The 17,281-nt window shown below is 38.2% G+C and carries 19 protein-coding genes; 1 reads left to right on the top strand and 18 read right to left on the bottom strand.

Going from position 1 to position 17,281, the window contains the following annotated elements; translation table 11 throughout:
• Position 1: 1 nt before the first annotated feature.
• From prmC to nth, 7 genes are all read right to left on the bottom strand, one after another.
• The gene (gene prmC / locus VEIT17_RS03725) at positions 2-871 is read right to left on the bottom strand and encodes a peptide chain release factor N(5)-glutamine methyltransferase (protein WP_178884783.1); all 870 of its coding nucleotides are present in this window, start codon (positions 869-871) and stop codon (positions 2-4) included.
• Positions 864-1,946, bottom strand: coding sequence for a peptide chain release factor 1 (gene prfA / locus VEIT17_RS03720; RefSeq protein ID WP_105093892.1), 1,083 nt, complete (start codon positions 1,944-1,946; stop codon positions 864-866). The genes prmC and prfA overlap by 8 nt, the downstream gene beginning before the upstream one ends.
• A gap of 2 nt (positions 1,947-1,948) precedes the next feature.
• Complete coding sequence (locus VEIT17_RS03715; protein ID WP_178886003.1) at positions 1,949-2,854, bottom strand: DUF1385 domain-containing protein; 906 nt, start codon at positions 2,852-2,854, stop codon at positions 1,949-1,951.
• Between the two features lie 57 nt (positions 2,855-2,911).
• On the bottom strand, positions 2,912-3,109 hold the full coding sequence (rpmE, locus tag VEIT17_RS03710) for a 50S ribosomal protein L31 (RefSeq protein ID WP_004696185.1): 198 nt from the start codon (positions 3,107-3,109) through the stop codon (positions 2,912-2,914).
• Between the two features lie 79 nt (positions 3,110-3,188).
• Complete coding sequence (locus VEIT17_RS03705; protein ID WP_005386267.1) at positions 3,189-3,458, bottom strand: YdbC family protein; 270 nt, start codon at positions 3,456-3,458, stop codon at positions 3,189-3,191.
• Between the two features lie 110 nt (positions 3,459-3,568).
• Entirely contained in the window at positions 3,569-5,008 is a 1,440-nt protein-coding gene (locus tag VEIT17_RS03700; RefSeq protein WP_178884782.1) for a hypothetical protein, read from the bottom strand.
• Position 5,009: 1 nt separating this feature from the next.
• Positions 5,010-5,645 (bottom strand): endonuclease III, encoded by a 636-nt coding sequence (gene nth / locus VEIT17_RS03695; RefSeq protein WP_119207953.1) that lies wholly within the window; start codon positions 5,643-5,645, stop codon positions 5,010-5,012.
• A gap of 123 nt (positions 5,646-5,768) precedes the next feature.
• Here nth and VEIT17_RS03690 point away from each other — a divergent pair, with 123 nt between their 5' ends.
• Positions 5,769-6,038 (top strand): DUF896 domain-containing protein, encoded by a 270-nt coding sequence (locus tag VEIT17_RS03690; protein WP_178884781.1) that lies wholly within the window; start codon positions 5,769-5,771, stop codon positions 6,036-6,038.
• Positions 6,039-6,100: 62 nt separating this feature from the next.
• Here the strand turns inward: VEIT17_RS03690 and VEIT17_RS03685 are convergent, their stop codons facing one another.
• The 11 genes from VEIT17_RS03685 to mraY form a co-directional block, all read right to left on the bottom strand.
• The gene (locus tag VEIT17_RS03685; RefSeq protein WP_178884780.1) at positions 6,101-7,348 is read right to left on the bottom strand and encodes an aminotransferase class I/II-fold pyridoxal phosphate-dependent enzyme; all 1,248 of its coding nucleotides are present in this window, start codon (positions 7,346-7,348) and stop codon (positions 6,101-6,103) included.
• A 243-nt stretch (positions 7,349-7,591) separates the two neighbouring features.
• Positions 7,592-8,161 (bottom strand): outer membrane beta-barrel protein, encoded by a 570-nt coding sequence (locus tag VEIT17_RS03680; RefSeq protein WP_024064722.1) that lies wholly within the window; start codon positions 8,159-8,161, stop codon positions 7,592-7,594.
• An 81-nt stretch (positions 8,162-8,242) separates the two neighbouring features.
• The gene (gene ftsZ / locus VEIT17_RS03675) at positions 8,243-9,286 is read right to left on the bottom strand and encodes a cell division protein FtsZ (protein ID WP_060924208.1); all 1,044 of its coding nucleotides are present in this window, start codon (positions 9,284-9,286) and stop codon (positions 8,243-8,245) included.
• 138 nt (positions 9,287-9,424) lie between these two features.
• Positions 9,425-9,769, bottom strand: coding sequence for a small basic family protein (locus tag VEIT17_RS03670; protein ID WP_005386246.1), 345 nt, complete (start codon positions 9,767-9,769; stop codon positions 9,425-9,427).
• Positions 9,766-10,461 carry a DUF881 domain-containing protein gene (locus VEIT17_RS03665; RefSeq protein WP_024065456.1) on the bottom strand — a complete coding sequence of 232 codons (696 nt, stop codon included), beginning with the start codon at positions 10,459-10,461 and terminating at the stop codon, positions 9,766-9,768. The genes VEIT17_RS03670 and VEIT17_RS03665 overlap by 4 nt, the downstream gene beginning before the upstream one ends.
• A gap of 23 nt (positions 10,462-10,484) precedes the next feature.
• Positions 10,485-11,342 (bottom strand): cell division protein FtsQ/DivIB, encoded by an 858-nt coding sequence (locus VEIT17_RS03660; protein WP_024065457.1) that lies wholly within the window; start codon positions 11,340-11,342, stop codon positions 10,485-10,487.
• 27 nt (positions 11,343-11,369) lie between these two features.
• Positions 11,370-12,302, bottom strand: a complete 933-nt coding sequence (locus tag VEIT17_RS03655) for a D-alanine--D-alanine ligase family protein (RefSeq protein WP_060924207.1) — start codon at positions 12,300-12,302, stop codon at positions 11,370-11,372.
• Positions 12,299-13,681, bottom strand: a complete 1,383-nt coding sequence (gene murC, locus VEIT17_RS03650) for a UDP-N-acetylmuramate--L-alanine ligase (RefSeq protein ID WP_178884779.1) — start codon at positions 13,679-13,681, stop codon at positions 12,299-12,301. Before murC ends, VEIT17_RS03655 begins: the two co-directional genes overlap by 4 nt.
• A gap of 14 nt (positions 13,682-13,695) precedes the next feature.
• Positions 13,696-14,805, bottom strand: a complete 1,110-nt coding sequence (gene murG, locus VEIT17_RS03645) for an undecaprenyldiphospho-muramoylpentapeptide beta-N-acetylglucosaminyltransferase (RefSeq protein WP_060924205.1) — start codon at positions 14,803-14,805, stop codon at positions 13,696-13,698.
• A complete protein-coding gene (murD, locus tag VEIT17_RS03640; protein WP_060924204.1) occupies positions 14,805-16,175 on the bottom strand; it encodes a UDP-N-acetylmuramoyl-L-alanine--D-glutamate ligase in 1,371 nt (456 codons plus the stop codon). Before murD ends, murG begins: the two co-directional genes overlap by 1 nt.
• Positions 16,176-16,259: 84 nt before the next feature.
• Positions 16,260-17,246, bottom strand: a complete 987-nt coding sequence (gene mraY, locus VEIT17_RS03635) for a phospho-N-acetylmuramoyl-pentapeptide-transferase (protein WP_024065462.1) — start codon at positions 17,244-17,246, stop codon at positions 16,260-16,262.
• Positions 17,247-17,281: the final 35 nt, after the last annotated feature.

Genomic DNA, 17,281 nt, shown 5'->3' with positions numbered 1-17,281 from the left:
ATTATCCCTCATATACTGCGGTTACAACACGGTTATTACCACCAAGATCAGCGATACACTGAATGTTGGAGTAATGACCAGCTTCTTTTAATAAAGCCTTTACCTCTTCCGCTTGATCGTAACCTATTTCAAAGGCTATACGGCCTTGCGGTTTTAAGTATGTACCGCATTCTTTAGCTAAAATACGATAGAATTCTAATCCATCTTCACCACCAAACAAGGCAATATGAGGCTCATTTAATACATCCTGAGACAATAATTTAGCATCCCCTGTACGGATATATGGTGGATTCGATACGATGAGGTCAAACTTTTCAGCTTTACCAGCCAAGGCAGAAAACATATCGGACTCTAAGAATTGAACACGATCATGTAAGTTAAATCTTTCACTATTCTCCTCAGCCACTGCCAAGGCATCCGTAGATATTTCAAGACCTACACCACACGCATACGGCAAATAGTGTAATAGACTAAGTAGTATCGTACCAGGGCCTGTACATACATCAAGGATGCGAACCTTACTATCTTTTGAGTACGTACCTAATACATGTTCAATCAAAGTTTCTGTATCAGGTCGTGGAATCAATACCTTATCATTAACCTTAAAGGTCAATCCCATAAAGTCCTTTTCCCCAATAATAGCCGCTACACAATGCCCCTTAGCTCGTTCTTGAACGAGAGGTCTGAAAGCATCGAGCTCCTCTTGAATAAGTGGTTGGTCATAATGGGTATATAGATAAATACGATCCTTGCCTAAAACGTGAGAAAGCAGTACTTCCCCATCAAGTCGAGGTGTATCCATCTCCTTGCTTTGAAAGTACTGCTCTGTCCACTGGAGAATACGACCGATTGTCCAAATCTCCTTATGCATTTGTATTAGCCTCCTGCATTTTTGCCGCTTGGTCAGCAGCATTTAAGGCTTGAATGATTTCATCTAGATCGCCATTTAAAATAGCATCTAATTTATACAATGTTAAGTTAATACGATGATCAGTTACGCGACCTTGTGGATAGTTATAGGTACGAATACGTTCACTACGGTCACCTGTACCAACTTGACTCTTTCGGTCTGCTGCCATGCTAGAAATAGCCTCTTGTTCAGCTTGGTCTTGCAATTTAGCACGCAATACACGCATGGCTTTTTCACGGTTTTGTAATTGAGAACGTTGGTCTTGACAAGCTACAACGATACCGGATGGTAAGTGTGTAATACGAACAGCAGATTCAGTTTTATTGATATGTTGACCGCCCGCACCACTCGCACGATAGGTGTCGATTTTTAAGTCTTTTTCATTAACTTCAATATCAACATCTTCCATTTCTGGTAATACAGCCACAGTAACTGTAGACGTATGTACACGGCCTTGTGTTTCTGTAGCAGGCACACGTTGTACACGGTGTACACCAGATTCAAATTTCATTTTAGAGTATACATTTTCACCATCTACAGAGAAAATAACTTCTTTAAAGCCACCTAATTCAGGCTCATTGGCATCGATAATCTCACAACGCCATCCTTGGCTTTCCGCATATTTTGTGTACATACGGAACAAATCGCCTGCAAATAGTGCTGCTTCATCACCACCGGCACCACCGCGAATTTCAATGATAATATTCTTATCATCATTAGGGTCCTTAGGCAATAAAAGGATTTGTAGTTTCTCTTCTAATTCCTCTTTTTGAGGTTTTAGCTCTTTTAATTCCTCTTGTGCCATTTCGCGGAATTCTTCATCCATGGATTTATCTTCAATAACTTCCATAGCTTCATCAATACCAGCTAATACTTTTTTATAAGTACGGAATGTTTCAACTGTTTCAGATAATTGAGCATGTTGACGTGTTAATTTACGCCATTCATCTTGGCGGGCAATCACTTCAGGGTCACTGATGCGCTGCTCCAGGTCCATAAATTTATCTTCAATAACTTGTAATTTATCTACTAACATGTTTATTCCTCTTCATATGCATCACTCTCAAGAGGGCGAACCTCTTCAAGAGCTCGTATAGCGACTTCAATTTGATCATCTTCTGGTTCACGTGTGGTCATGTACTGTAATGCAAGACCTGGTTTGATAAGAGCTTTCACAAAGGAATGCTCACTACGACCAGCAAGACGAATAACCTCGTACGCAATACCTGCCACTACTGGCATGAGAAGTACGCGGCTCAGAATACGCTCCAACAAATTAGGCCAACCTAAAAAGGCAAAAATAAAGATACTCACCACCATAACGATAAGTAAGAAATTTGTACCACATCGTGGATGTAAACGACTTTGTTTACGAACGTTTTCTACAGTAAGAGGCAAGTCTAATTCATAGGTATGAATTGTTTTATGCTCGGCCCCATGATATTGGAAAACTCGTTGAATATCCTTCGTAAGCCCAATCCCCCAAATGTAGAGTAGAAAAAGTACTAAACGAATGACACCTTCAATGAGATTTAATACTACATGATTATCCTGTACACCAGGAATAAATTTTACGATAAATGTAGGCAATGCCAAAAATACAGCTATCGCAAATATGGTGGAAATAACCATAGTAATGGCAATTTCACTATTAGACATTTCTTCCTCTTCATCGCCAGCGGCTTTAGCGGAGAAGGACAATGCCTTCATGCCAATTACGAGGGATTCATAAAGGGCTACACAGCCTCGAAGAAATGGTTTTTTCAAAATTGGATATGTGTCAGCAATAGATTTTGTAGGCTCTTTTTGAACTACAATGGTTCCCGCTGGTTCTCGTACAGCTGTTGCTGTAACACCAGGCCCCCTCATCATGACACCTTCGATCACAGCTTGTCCACCGACAAACTTTTTAATACGTTCTGTGTTCACAAGAGCTCCTCTCATAAACAAATAGAGGCAGAGCCCATAGCCCTGCCAATAGATGCTACATTACATGACAAATTATTTGCCGTAACGTTTGTTAAATTGTTCAATACGACCACGAGCTTGAGCAGCACGTTGTTGACCAGTGAAGAACGGATGGCATTTGGAGCAAACGTCTACACGAAGGTCTTCTTTTACAGAGCCAGTTTTGAATGTGTTGCCACAACCGCAAGTTACTGTAGCTTCTTTATAGTCTGGATGAATACCTTGTTTCATTCTATACACCTCTTTCCGACAATCAATATTATTCTTATAGATTATAGCATGACATATGCACAAATGCAAGTTGCCAATACTATTCCTTGGATGCTTGCTTTTCTTCAATAGACTCAGCTAGGATGGTCTCTAAGTCACTTTCATTAAGGATGTCACGCAATGCGATGAGCTCCTCTAAAGAAAGGGTAATACCCTTTTTCATGCTTGTATATTCACTATCCCAAGCACGAAGGTCAAACTTAGGATTATATTTGCCCCAGCTAGTGCATGTTAATTGTTTTTTCCAACCGTCTTTATCTTCAGATAAAGTACCAATAACTTTGAAGATTTCAAAATTAATAACAGCCATGAATCCTCCTTTCTTACACATTCGTGTAGTATGTTTCATACCTACTATATTTAGTAGTTTATATTTTTTAGGATACGATATATTTTAAACTAAATATCGGACTTTTACAATTAGTTTTTATAATCGCTATAATCTTCAATATCAATAGATGTTGTTGGTGGCATAACTTGAGCACCTAATTCATCTACTGTAGATTTCCAATCTTCTGTCGCTTCTGTCACAGCCTTGATATACGCTTCATCAGCGGCTTGAACAGATGTGATTAGTTGAGCCTCGTCGTTAACATCTAACACGCGACGACGTACGCTGCTAAGCATATAACCGAATGACTCATCTGTTTGAACGAGCATGGAAACTTCTTGAATCAATGTTTGACCAATAGTACTACAGAAGTATGCATACCACATATAGGCTAATTCAGCATCTGGGAACATCCAATAAATGTCCTCTTTTGGTGCTTCTGTAGTAATATCTACATCTACATGATCTGCATGACGTTTAAATGTAAGGAAATAAGCGCCATTTTCAACAAGAGCATTACGACCTAATTCAGAAACTCGGCTGTCGATACAATAAATACCATCTTGTCCTAAGGCTACATCAGTTTGACCACCTGGTAGCAAAATAGAACGCAAAGACAAGCCATAATTTAATACAGTAAACACTGGCAATTGAGCGAACACACCATGAGGCAATGGAATATAGTTAATCGTTTTCCATTCTTCTCCTACGCGTTCACGTAGACCAACACGCATCTTTTTAACATCATATTTGCCATATACAATTTCGTAAGCCCCTAATGGTGTCCATTCACGAATCGCTTCTACACGCTTTTGATTCAAGAAGAATTGTAATGCCATATTATTCAAACCTAATTGATTTTGTGCCATCGTAGCAGGCAAGAATAATTGTGCAGTTCCTTCTGGAACAAGATTATGTAAACCATTAGCCACTTCTTCCACAATATCTTCAGAGGATTGGAACATGCCAACCGTTCCTGTAAAGATATGATCAAAATAGCTGCGATGAGGCCATTGATTAATAATTTGCGCCATTGGATATAAACGTGTCAAAATGCTATAGCACACTGGAGATGCCGTATAAAGCACAACTTTTTTATCTTCATAAGATTGAAGAATTTCTTCAATCATACCTGCGTATTCTTCTACATAAGCATATAGAACGAGTTCTCCCGTTTTACTATGGGCTTCGATACTTTCACGAACAGGAGTCTCCCAAATAGTACCAACATCTAGACCATCTAAAATACCTGTATCGCTAATAAAATCAAATAATTCGACTCTAAACGAAGGGCCATATAGAGCTTGGAATGTATTCAAATCATATGGAACAGGGCCAAAAGATTCTACTGTAGATTTTTCTGCTAACGCATATAAATCATCAGCCGTAACACCCCACTCACGGGAGCTAGCATTACTAGAAATCAATTGATCTAACACTTTAAAACGCATTAACTCATTTACAATATCAATACCTTCAATACTATGAGTAGCACAAAGGGCAATAAATTCTTCGTTATTTACTTTCATATTAAACCTTTCCAGCTGAAGGACATAAGTGATTTAAAAAACATTCTTCACATAATGGCTTACGAGCCTTACATAGTTTACGACCATGATAAATCAACCAGTGATGAGCAGCCGACCAATCCTCTTTAGGAATTGCCTTCTGCAACTTTAATTCCATCTCTTCTGGTGTTTTAGCAATACCCAATTTTAATCGGTTAGACACACGGAATACATGAGTATCTACAGCGATCGCTGGCGTACCAAACAATACAGATACTAGCACATTTGCAGTCTTACGACCTACACCAGGTAATTCAACGAGTTGATCAAACTCCCGTGGCACTTCCCCGTGGTATTGTTCTACTAGAATCTGACAAGTGGCAATCAAATTTTTGGCTTTAGATTTATAAAGGCCACAGTCCTTAATCAGAGTTTCTAATTTGGTAACCCCAATTGCTAACATCTTAGCCGGATGATTTAGTTCAGGAAATAACCGTTTAGTAACGATATTAACTCTCTCATCCGTACATTGTGCAGATAATACGACTGCCACTAATAATTCAAATTCATTTGTATACTCAAGGGCAGGTTTTGCATCAAAATAATGCTCTTGCAATAATTTCAATTGCTCTGCCTTTATTGCTTTTGTTACACGCATATAGATCTCCTTTCTCACTTGTGAAAGTACAGACGCGTACAACTTATATCTTACCATACGTATTCATTTAGTTCTATGTTATAATAAATCATGTTATTCTAATATAGAATACAGGAGGTCAATATGAGCAATATTAACGATACATTAAAACGTATAAATGAACTAGCAGCAAAGAAAAAATCTGGGCAACAACTCACACCAGAGGAATTAGCAGAAAAAAAAGAACTTTATGAAATTTACTTAAGCTTCATTCGAGGCCAAATCACAGATACATTGGACCGTGTTGAATTCGTAGATCTAGAAACAGGTGAACGTACAGCTCCTAAACAAGCACTCGAAAACTTGGCTAACCAAGCTGACAAAGACATAAAAGAACATAAAGATATTCACTAATATAAGAAAAAACCACTTGATACAAGTATCAAGTGGCTTTTTGTATAAGTTTTAATTATCTATTATAATTTGCCGAGGCGTTTCATAGCATTATAAATTTTTTCAGCTAGTCCTGTCATTTGGAATTTAGGAATACCACAAGCAGCTATGCGAATACCGTTAGTTAAAGCGATAACATAGATATGTTCTTTTTTCAACTCTTCACAGATAGCATTAGCAGAATCTGTAGGAATCGTAATAAAGAAACCACCTCGATATGGCAACATAGGAAGACCAACTCGGGCTGCTTCTTGTTTAAATATATCAGCACGATCACGAATCAATTGATAATAGCAATTACGTTCATCTTCATAAGCTTTAAACTTAGCTGGATCAGCTACAATATTTGCCATTGTACGCATTGCAGGCCGGCATATATTAGACCATGTAGCACGGCTTGTAGATTTGTTGATTTCTAAGAATTCATCAGCAATTTCTTCATCATCAGAAATACCAATCAAGGCACCTACACGTTGCCCATACATAGTGAAGCCTTTAGACAAGCTATAGCAAACACATGTAAGGATTTCTTTTGGCAAATGACTGAATTTACTAAAGAATGCACGAACCTCTTCTTTTTCACCAGAATAATCAAGGTATGCTACATCAATGCCAATGATTACATTATTACGGCCTATAGCAACGAGTTCTTTCAAGAAGTTAAGGATAGATTCCCAATCTTTGTCCTCTATAGAGTAACCTGTTGGGTTATTACCAGGTGTATTAAACAAAATTACGACATTTGTTTGTTTTGCAGCTAATTCATTTACACGATTTTGGAACGCTTCATGGTTAAAGTTATTATGTTCATCAAATAAAGAATAGGTAACAAGTGTACGACCTACATCGCTACAAAGTATACGATAGGCACCCCAGTACCAATCAGCAGTCAACACCTCATCACCAGGTTCTGTATAGTTATGAACTAAGTGATGAATACCGCCTGTACCACCTGTAGTAGCAATACTACGGATATGACCTTCTGGACGAGATTGTCCAAAGCATTCCGCCTCTGCAGCAGCAAGGAACTCAGGTACACCTGCAATCGGAGCATAACCAACATATTCAGAATCTGGAAGACTTAAATATTCGTCCTTAACGGTTTTAAGGAATACTAATTTACCATCCTCATCATAAATCGCACCTAATGTACCATTAACAACGTTCTCGCGACCATTTTCTTTAGCATCAGCTTGGGCTTGGCCAGCAGTTACAAAGATTACATCTTTAAGTTTTTTCCCTTTTGCATGCTTTGCAGCAACACTTGTCATAACTTGCACCATCCTATCTAAAATGAATTATTACATATTTATCATACCTAAACTTATTTAATTATACAATGAGTATTTAAAAATATATTGTATACATAAGAAAAAATACTAATTACAATCTGAATTATAAAAAAGCTAAGGTATATAGGATATATACAATATCCTATATAAAATATTTTTATAAATCATATGCTAGTATTTATAAACAAAAAAGACCACTCATTAGAGTGGTCTTTGATATCCTTAGAAGGAGTAGCCTACACCAGCGTGTAAACCTTTTGCAGTTTTATCGTTGCTATTTACGCTATATTTATCATAGCCATAGTATACGTTCAAGTCTACATCAGGGCGAACTTCATATTGAGCACCTACTTGGTAAGTTTGTTTAATATCGTTACCCCAACCAGCTTTAGCAAAGCCGTTTACTTTTTCTGTCAATGGCACATGACCAATAACACCAGCTTGGAAACCTAATTCTGTATCATTTGTACGAATTGCAGTACCAGCACCATATACGTTTACGTTTGGATGCACTTTATAAACTAATGCTAATTGATGATCTTTAATGTCGCCATTTTTTGCATTCAATTTATCATAAGAATATTGAACAGCAGTTTTATTAGAAAGATCGTGTTGCAAAGAAACCCCGAAACCGTCGTTACTATTGCCGCCACCTTTAGATACATGTTGTTTAAATGCATAATCAGCTTGTACTTTAGTGGAACCGTCGCTAATTTTTGTTACAGGTGCCGCTGCAAATGCACTACCTGCCACAACTGTAGCTGCTAGAGTTAATAATACTAATTTCTTCATTTGTACCTCCTATACACATATCTCAAGATATGTCTTACTAAGTTACTTATTTACGAATGTTTTGATTATACACTCTATAAATTAACGTTTCATGAATACAGGGATATCTGGGATACCGCTGTTAGTTGTTGTTGTAGTGGCTGCTGGACGAGATGTAGTAGTTGTTTTACCGAATTCTGGTACGCTTTTAGCGTTATTGCCAAAACCAGTTGCTACAACAGTAACTTGAACTTTATCGCCCAAGCTTTCATCGATAACAGAACCGAAGATGATATTTGCATCAGGGTCTGCTGCATCAGAAATAATTTGAGCAGCTTCGTTTACTTCAAAAATACCCAATTCGGAGCTACCAGAAATATTAAGCAAGATGCCTTTTGCACCATCGATGGAAGTTTCCAATAATGGGCTATTGATAGCCATTTTTGCAGCGTCTGCAGCACGGTTTTCACCTGTACCTTCACCAATACCCATCAAAGCTTCGCCTTGATTAGTCATGATAGTTTTAACGTCTGCAAAGTCAAGATTGATTAAACCAGGAATTTGGATCAAATCGGAAATACCTTTGATACCTTGACGAAGAACTTCATCAGCTTTGCTGAATGCATCAGATACGGAACATTTTTTATCTACAACTTGTAACAATTTGTCATTAGGAATAACAATAATTGTATCAACTTTTTGAGTCAAGAACTCAATGCCTTTTTCTGCCGCAGCACGACGACGTTTGCCTTCGAATGCGAAAGGTTTAGTTACAACGCCAACTGTTAATGCACCAACTTCTTTAGCACATTCAGCTACGATTGGAGCAGCACCAGTACCAGTACCACCGCCCATACCAGCAGTTACGAATACCATATCAGCACCTTCAAGAGCTTTAGTAATTTCTTCACGGCTTTCTTGAGCTGCTTCTTCACCGATTTGTGGGTTAGCACCAGCACCAAGGCCTTTAGTAACTTTTTCACCGATTTGAATTGTTACATCCGCTTTAGACAATTCAAGCACTTGGTTTTCTGTATTAACGGCTAAAAATTGAACACCTTTAATTTGGTTATCAACCATACGATTAACAGCGTTATTACCGCCGCCACCAACACCGATAACTTTAATATTTGCAAAATCAGACATTGAACTTCCTCCTCTTATCGTTATCTATTGTATCAATATACGTCCCAATGTATCGATTTATATACTGACTATCTTATAACAATTACATTTATTTTACACTAAAATTTAAAAACTTTCCACTATATAGAATGTGATTTATTAGAACCGCTTAGTCATAATTATTTTGCGTATAGCGCCTACATTAATAAATACACGTAACCCAAATCCAATAAGGGCCACATAATATAGGTTAATGCCTATTAAATCACCAACATATACAAGAATAACAGCTAATACCATATTTGAAAAGAACCCAATGACAAAGTTACTAAGATCAAATGTTCTTTCCAATGCTGCTCGACTGCCACCAAATACTGCATCTAAAGCTGCTAGAACAGCTACCGAAGTATAATTCGAATAACTAGCGGGGATATGAAGTGGTGCTATCCATCCTAGGATAGCCCCTATAATTAGGCCAATGATGGCAAAGATATAGATATTCATTCTTTACCTCCTAACTCATTAGGCTTCATATGTTCTTCTCTAAAAGTACCTGTGAAAGCAGGAATCGCTACATCCTCTTCTTGCTTTATAGTTACCTTTATTCCCCAATGTTTAAGTGAATCTACTACACCACCGCGCATAGTTAGCGCAGAATTTAATGTCTTTGGATCTCCAATAGCTTTCACCGTAAAGGGAGCTCCAAAGACCTTCCCATTTACAGTAATAGTCGGGCCTGAACATCGTATTTCAGACGTTCCTATGAGGCGTTGATCATTAATAGCTATCGCTTCAGCCCCACCAGCCCGTAATTCATTAACAATTCTTAGAATATCTTCATCATGAATTACATATAAATTGGGGTTTTCTCCACTTTGTACAGGCTTTAAGCTATCTTCAATCAACACACTAACGCCCGGCCCTTTAACATTAGTTAAAGCCGCTTTCATCATGAGCTGTTCATCAGCTTTACCACCGCCATTAGCGCCAGATTTTTTTAGTGACTCAATTTGCTTTAACAAAGCATCACGTTCACTCTGGGCCTCTCTCAATTGTACCGCTAAATCGCCAGTTCGTTGTAAGCGAATATTTTCTTCTATATTATCTTGAGTCATCTTATATTGGGTAACAACCATGAACCCTAATATACAGCTGACTATGGCAATTGCCCACCGTTCGTGTCTCACGACAATCATCTACCTTTATATTCAACATGACCTTATCTATCTTGTTTTTTATCATCCTTCTTAGTAGATGAATTTTCTGTAGTCGGTGCTCCATTCTGATGCTTTTTAACTTCTGGCATCACATCGGTTTTAATGTACGGTGATGAAACATTAACATCTATATACTGTACATTACCATGTGTCTTTTTAATATCTTGTAACATCGACTGAGTTAGCTCTGCTTTTTTAGCTAAGTCTTTGCCATCCCCCAGTCGAATCTGTACACCTGAAACAGTATATGCCATTATCGCATCAGGATCTCCAATATTAACCTCTGCAATATTCTTGAATGTCTCCTCATCGAGTGAGTTCAAATATTCAAGAGCCGCCAATATCGGTTTATCTACTACTGTATCACCTAATAGTATATTTCCAGCTTTCACACCAGAAATCATAGGAACAGATGTGTCTTGTATAGCTGGCTCAGATGCGATCACTTGTCCCTTACTATCAAGGGTTAAGTATCCAAACTGAGCCGGTACAACTGCAACTGCCTTGCGTTCTACTACATTTACCACCATTGTCAGTGGCAACTGATAGCTAATTTGAGCCTCTTCGACACGTAAATCTTTCGATAATCTAGTTTTTAATTTTTCTGTACTAATCTGCAATATATTAACAGGTTCATGAATATCACCAGCTACCATTACATCTTGTACAGTTACCTTATCCGATCCAGTAACTTTTAAAGATCCAAAAGGAATAGGTAGTGTAAACAACCCCACCAACACGAGAGTAACTGCACCACCGATTTTTAACACTCGTTTTCTAAATACAGCCCGTTCATCACGAACAGGTGTAGAAGACTGCATCTCCCCAGAGTTGGATGGATGGTTTTGCTTATCATCCATAGTTAACTCCTTATCTTCTATTAGCCCTTAAAATTTCCCTATACTAGCTGTTAATAGAATTCTTTCACATAATGTTGGGAAGTCAATTCCCATTTCTTTTGCTGCTTTTGGTACTAAAGATGTTGCTGTCATACCAGGCACAGTATTGTATTCAAGAACATACATATTATCTGCATGGTCTGTCATAACATCAACACGAATTACCCCACTGCCTTGTACTTCACGATACACAAGTTCCCCAATGCGTTGCATTTCAGCAGTCATTTCTGCACTAATAGGCGCTGGCACTAAATACTCAGTAGCACCTACAGTGTACTTACTCTTGTAATCATATTCACCAGAATGTGGACGAATTTCAATAACAGACAATGCTTTACCATCTAATACAGATACTGTAAATTCACGACCATCAAGAAATTGTTCTACCACAAGAATAGGGTCATATTTTAGAGCTTCCGTTACAGCCTCTTCTAACTGAGCTTCATCGCGAACAATAGTAACGCCAATGCTGGAGCCTTGCGTAGCAGACTTCACAACTACTGGAATTGTAAAATCCTTACGAATATGTTCAATAATAGCTTCTGCAGATTCAAGATTACCAGTAAAGGACTCGGATGCCGCAGTAGGAATATTGGCACCTTTAAATACATCTTTACTTACTTTTTTATTCATACCTACTGCATGAGCCATAATACCTGACCCAGTGTATGGAATTTCAGCCATTTCTAATAGGCCTTGCAACGCACCATCTTCGCCGTAACGACCATGAATTGCATTAAATACAACCTCGCCACCTAAGTCTTCAATATCTTTTAATACAGTGCGTGGATTTAGTTCTAAAGTTTGGGCATTATAACCTTTGCTTTCAAGTGCTTCTGCAATAGCAGCGCCAGTACGACGAGATACTTCAGCCTCTTTGGAAGGACCACCCATTAATACGATTATTTTTTTATCTTTCATTGTAAGCCTTCCTCCAATATAGCTAATAATTTTGGCCCATATTGATTAATAGAACCTGCACCCATGGTGATAACTAGATCATTAGGTCTTACTATTTTCGCTAATACCTCAGGCAAATCGTCAACAGATGGTACATAATTTACATCTTGACCTGTGGCCGTTTTAATAGCATTTGGAATCGTATTGCCATCAATACCAGGGATTGGATCTTCACCAGAGCTATAAATATCTGTCATATATACTTCATCAGCGCTTGTGAAAGCAGTAGCAAACTCATCCTTTAACAAGCTTGTGCGAGTAAAGCGATGTGGCTGGAATACACAGATAACACGATGCTTTTCCAACTCTTTTGCTGCTTTCAATGTTGCTTTAATTTCTGTAGGATGATGAGCATAGTCATCAACAACCCATACACCTGCTACGTGACCTTTTGTTTCGAAACGACGTTTTGCACCGATAAACTTACCTAAACCTTTTGTAATAATGCGCGTTTCTACACCACAGCAATCATGAGCAACAACAAAGGCAGCCAACGAATTCAATACATTATGTTCACCAGGAACTCGTAAGCGAATGCGCTCAACATTCACACCATTATGGTATACATCATATACCAAAGTAGAGTCTACATAGTGAATATTTTTAGCTACATAGTCATTATTATCACTTAAGCCATATGTAATGAAATTACGATTTACACGGCTCATAACATAACGAATATTCTCATTATCTCCACATACGATTGCTTTGCCAGATTCTGGTAAGGTTTCGACAAACTCACAAAATGCATTTAACAAATTATCCATTGTTTTGTAGTGATCCATGTGATCATCTTCAATGTTAGTAATAACAATAGTATGTGGGCGTAGTTTCAAGAAAGACCCATCACTTTCATCTGCTTCAACTACAGAGAAATGCCCCTTACCTAGACAACTACTACCTTTTAAATAATCTACTTCACCACCGATAATAACTGTTGGATCAGCTTCTGCTTCTACTAAAATTTGTCCAATCATGGATGTAGTAGAAGTTTTACCATGAGCACCAGCTACTGCAATGCCATCTGTTACGTCTAACACAGCTTTTACAATATCGGAACGGTGTAAAATTGTAATACCTTGCTCTTTAGCAGCTACAATTTCAGGGTTATCTTCGCGAATAGCCGTAGAACGAACTACTGCATCAACGCCTTTTACATAATCTTTATTATGGCCAATATGAACTGTAGCGCCCATATTTCTGAACTTTTCAATAACTGCAGAATCAGCTACATCTGAACCAGATACGTCATAACCTTTTTGAATTAAAATATTCGCTATAGCACGCATGCCAGACCCACCTATACCAATAAGATGAATCTTATGAATACCGTCTAACATAAAACCTCTCCTTGTTACTTTGCAATAGATAATGCTAACTTTGCAATATCATGAGCCGCATTAGGTTTACCTAACTGCAACGCTCGTTCTCCCATTTGTGACAATAAATCACGATTGGCCATAAACATTTCAATTTCCCCTATCAAATCATGGGCACTTAACATTTGATCAACAATCATATGCGCTGCCCCTTCTTGAACAAAAATACGGGCATTATAGGTTTGATGATCTTCCGCTGCATATGGATATGGTACCAATACAGATGGAATACCTCGAACTGCTAGTTCAGCAAGACCGATAGCACCAGACCTAAAGACTGCTAAATCAGCTGCCGCCAATGCTTTTGGCATATCGTGTAAATATGGCAAGATCAAGGAGGAATCACCTAAACCATCACCATTGGTAATACCAAGCTGAGATAACACAGATTGATATTCCCCATCCCCTGTAATATGGATTAATTTAATTCCTTCTGTTCCTTGAAAATGCTTATGTACATCAATCATAGCATTATTGATGGTTCTCGCCCCACGAGAACCACCGGCTATAAGAACAGTGAACGTGTCATCACTTAAATTAAAATAATTACGTCCATCTTCCCTAGTATCAACTAATACATCAGGACGTACTGGATTACCAGTATATACTACGCGTTTTGCCTTTGAAAAAGATGATTCTGCATCCTTGTAACCCATAGCGACTACATCAACAAAACGGCTTAGAATTTTATTTGTAATGCCTGCAATGACATTTTGTTCCTGTATCAACGTTGGAATATTGCGCAATGCTGCGGCCATAAGAATAGGACCACAAACATAACCGCCCGTACCAATAACTACATCAGGCTTAAAGTTGGAAATGATTGTATTAGCTTTCACAAGAGAAAAAGCAGTCTTGCCTAACGTCACCAACGTACCAAAAGATAATTTACGTTGCAAACCTTGTACAGGTAATGTAGTAAATTCAATGCCTTCTTTAGGCACTAAGGTAGCCTCTAAGCCCCTTTCCGTTCCTACATATAAAACCTGTGCATCAGGGTTCTGTTTCATAATTTCCTTATATATAGTTATTGCTGGGTATATATGTCCACCAGTGCCACCACCTGAAATAATGATACGTTTCATTAATGGTGTCTCCCTTCTTGCAACATATGAACACAGTTTTTAAAATCATCGCCACGTTCTTCAAAACAGCTATACCAATCAAAACTTGAACAAGCTGGCGATAATAATACAATATCACCTTGGACAGCCAATTTATAACCCTGTTCTACAGCATCTTTCATAGATGAAGCTCTATAAATAGGCTGAACACCAGCCTCTTTTGCAGCAGCTTCAAATCGATCCGCCGCTTCCCCCATAAAGATAACAGCTTTTGTGTGATGTTTAACAAGCTGCATAAAGTCTTCTAACGGAGTCATTTTATCATGACCACCAGCTAATAAAATAACGGATTGATCAAAGGATTCCAATGCTTTTACAACAGAGTCAACATTAGTAGCTTTAGAATCATTATAGAATGTAATTCCATCAAGAGTTTTAACTCGTTCTAATCGGTGTTCAACACCATGGAACTCGCTTATAATACGATGAATAGTTTCTATCGGCACACTTAACGCATAAGCTAAAGCGATAACAGTTAAAATATTTTCAATATTATGGCTACCTGGAATGTGGATATCAGCACTACCAATAACAGGTGTTGCTATACCATTCTTTGTTACATAACATTGTCCTTTATCATAGTAAGCACCATTTGAAACCACTTGATGTTGACTAATTTCAAGGATATGGCTAGGTGCACGATGTTTCATGTCTGCTACAATAGGATCATCAATATTAAGCACCATAAAATCTGTACTCAATTGATTTTCAAAGATGCGTTCCTTCGCAGCAATATAATTTTCCATTGTCTTATGACGAGCTAAATGATCTGGTGTAATGTTGAGCATAATAGCACCAATCGGTCTAAAATGCTTAATTGTTTCTAATTGATAGCTAGATAACTCAGCTACCAAAAAACCATCTGCTGGCATGGAATAGGCTACTTCACTAAGAGAATCGCCGATATTACCACCAACGCGAACTGGCTTTCCAGTTCCTTCCAATACCTTAGTTAATAATGTTGTAGTAGTGGTCTTACCATTTGTACCTGTAACGGCTACAATTGGCGATTTAGATAACTCATAAGCTACTTCTACTTCACTAACCACATCAATACCACGAGCTTGAGCGGCTTTTACAATGGGAATATCTAGAGAAATACCTGGAGAAATAACAATGCGATCCACGCCATCAAGCAAGGATTCATCTTGTCTACCGGTAATAATATCTACACCTGCTGATACAAGTCTTTTTTCCTCATCTGCAGGCAGTGTAACAGGCTTATAATCATTTAACACTACATGGGCCCCAACTTGAGCTAATACCCAAGATGCGCCTATACCGCTGGCACCAGCGCCAAGAACAAGTATATGTTTATCTCCGTATTCCATCTATATCACCTAAATTATCAACAAAAATAATGTATTCCTATCTTATAAGCATACCATTATTTGCGTGTTCCGTTAAGTATTATCTTACAAAGTTATAGTCGCTAAAACGACACCAATAACAGCTAATACAGCACCACCAAACCAGAAGCGATTAACAACAGTTTGCTCAGCCCAACCAGATAACTCAAAATGATGGTGAATTGGGCTCATTTTAAATACGCGTACACCACGAGTTTTAAAGGATATAACTTGAATAATAACGGACAATGCTTCCATAACAAAAATGCCACCAATTACAACGAGTAGCAATTCTGTTTTAGTCAAAATTGCCATAGCCGCAAAAGCACCACCTAAAGCTAAGGATCCAGTATCCCCCATGAACACCTTCGCAGGGTTTACATTGTATACCAAGAAACCAAGGCAAACAGCGGCTACAATAGCGCCAAAGTAAGCAACGCTTTCAGCACCAATAGAATTTGTTGTAGATGCAGCCATAAGACCAATCACGGAGAAAGCAATCGCAGCTACAGCAGAGGTACCACTAGCTAATCCATCAAGACCATCTGTAAGGTTTACTGCGTTCGTAGCACCTACGATAATTAAAAACGCCAAAACATAATAAGCCCAACCTAATTGAAGATGTATATCTGCTACAGGAATCCACAATGTGGTAGGAATAACCATAATTTCAGTAATACAGTAACAGAATATGGCCGCCAAAATAAATTGACCTAGCAATTTTTGCTTAGCTGTTAAGCCAAGATTACGTTTTTTAACGGCTTTTACAAAATCATCAAAAAAGCCCAATAAACAATGACCCAATGTTAAAAACAATAACATGCCTGTACCTACATTCCATGGTGCGAAAATAGCAACACCAAGAACAAGGGCGATCATCATGAAGGCACCACCCATTGTTGGCGTACCCGCTTTCGCCTGATGACTTTCTGGACCTTCTTCACGAATACTTTGTTGTGCGTGTAAAGAACGCAACATAGGAATAGCAATTTTACCTAGCACTACTGTAATGATAAAGGTCACTACAAAGGCTAATAGAATATGATATATCATATGAACCCTCTACTCATTAATAAACAGATGACGGC

This window comes from Veillonella nakazawae, assembly GCF_013393365.1.
Taxonomy (GTDB): Bacteria; Bacillota; Negativicutes; order Veillonellales; family Veillonellaceae; genus Veillonella; species Veillonella nakazawae.
The sequence above is the reverse complement of the archived record's forward strand: the minus strand, read 5'-3'. Positions and strand labels throughout refer to the sequence as shown.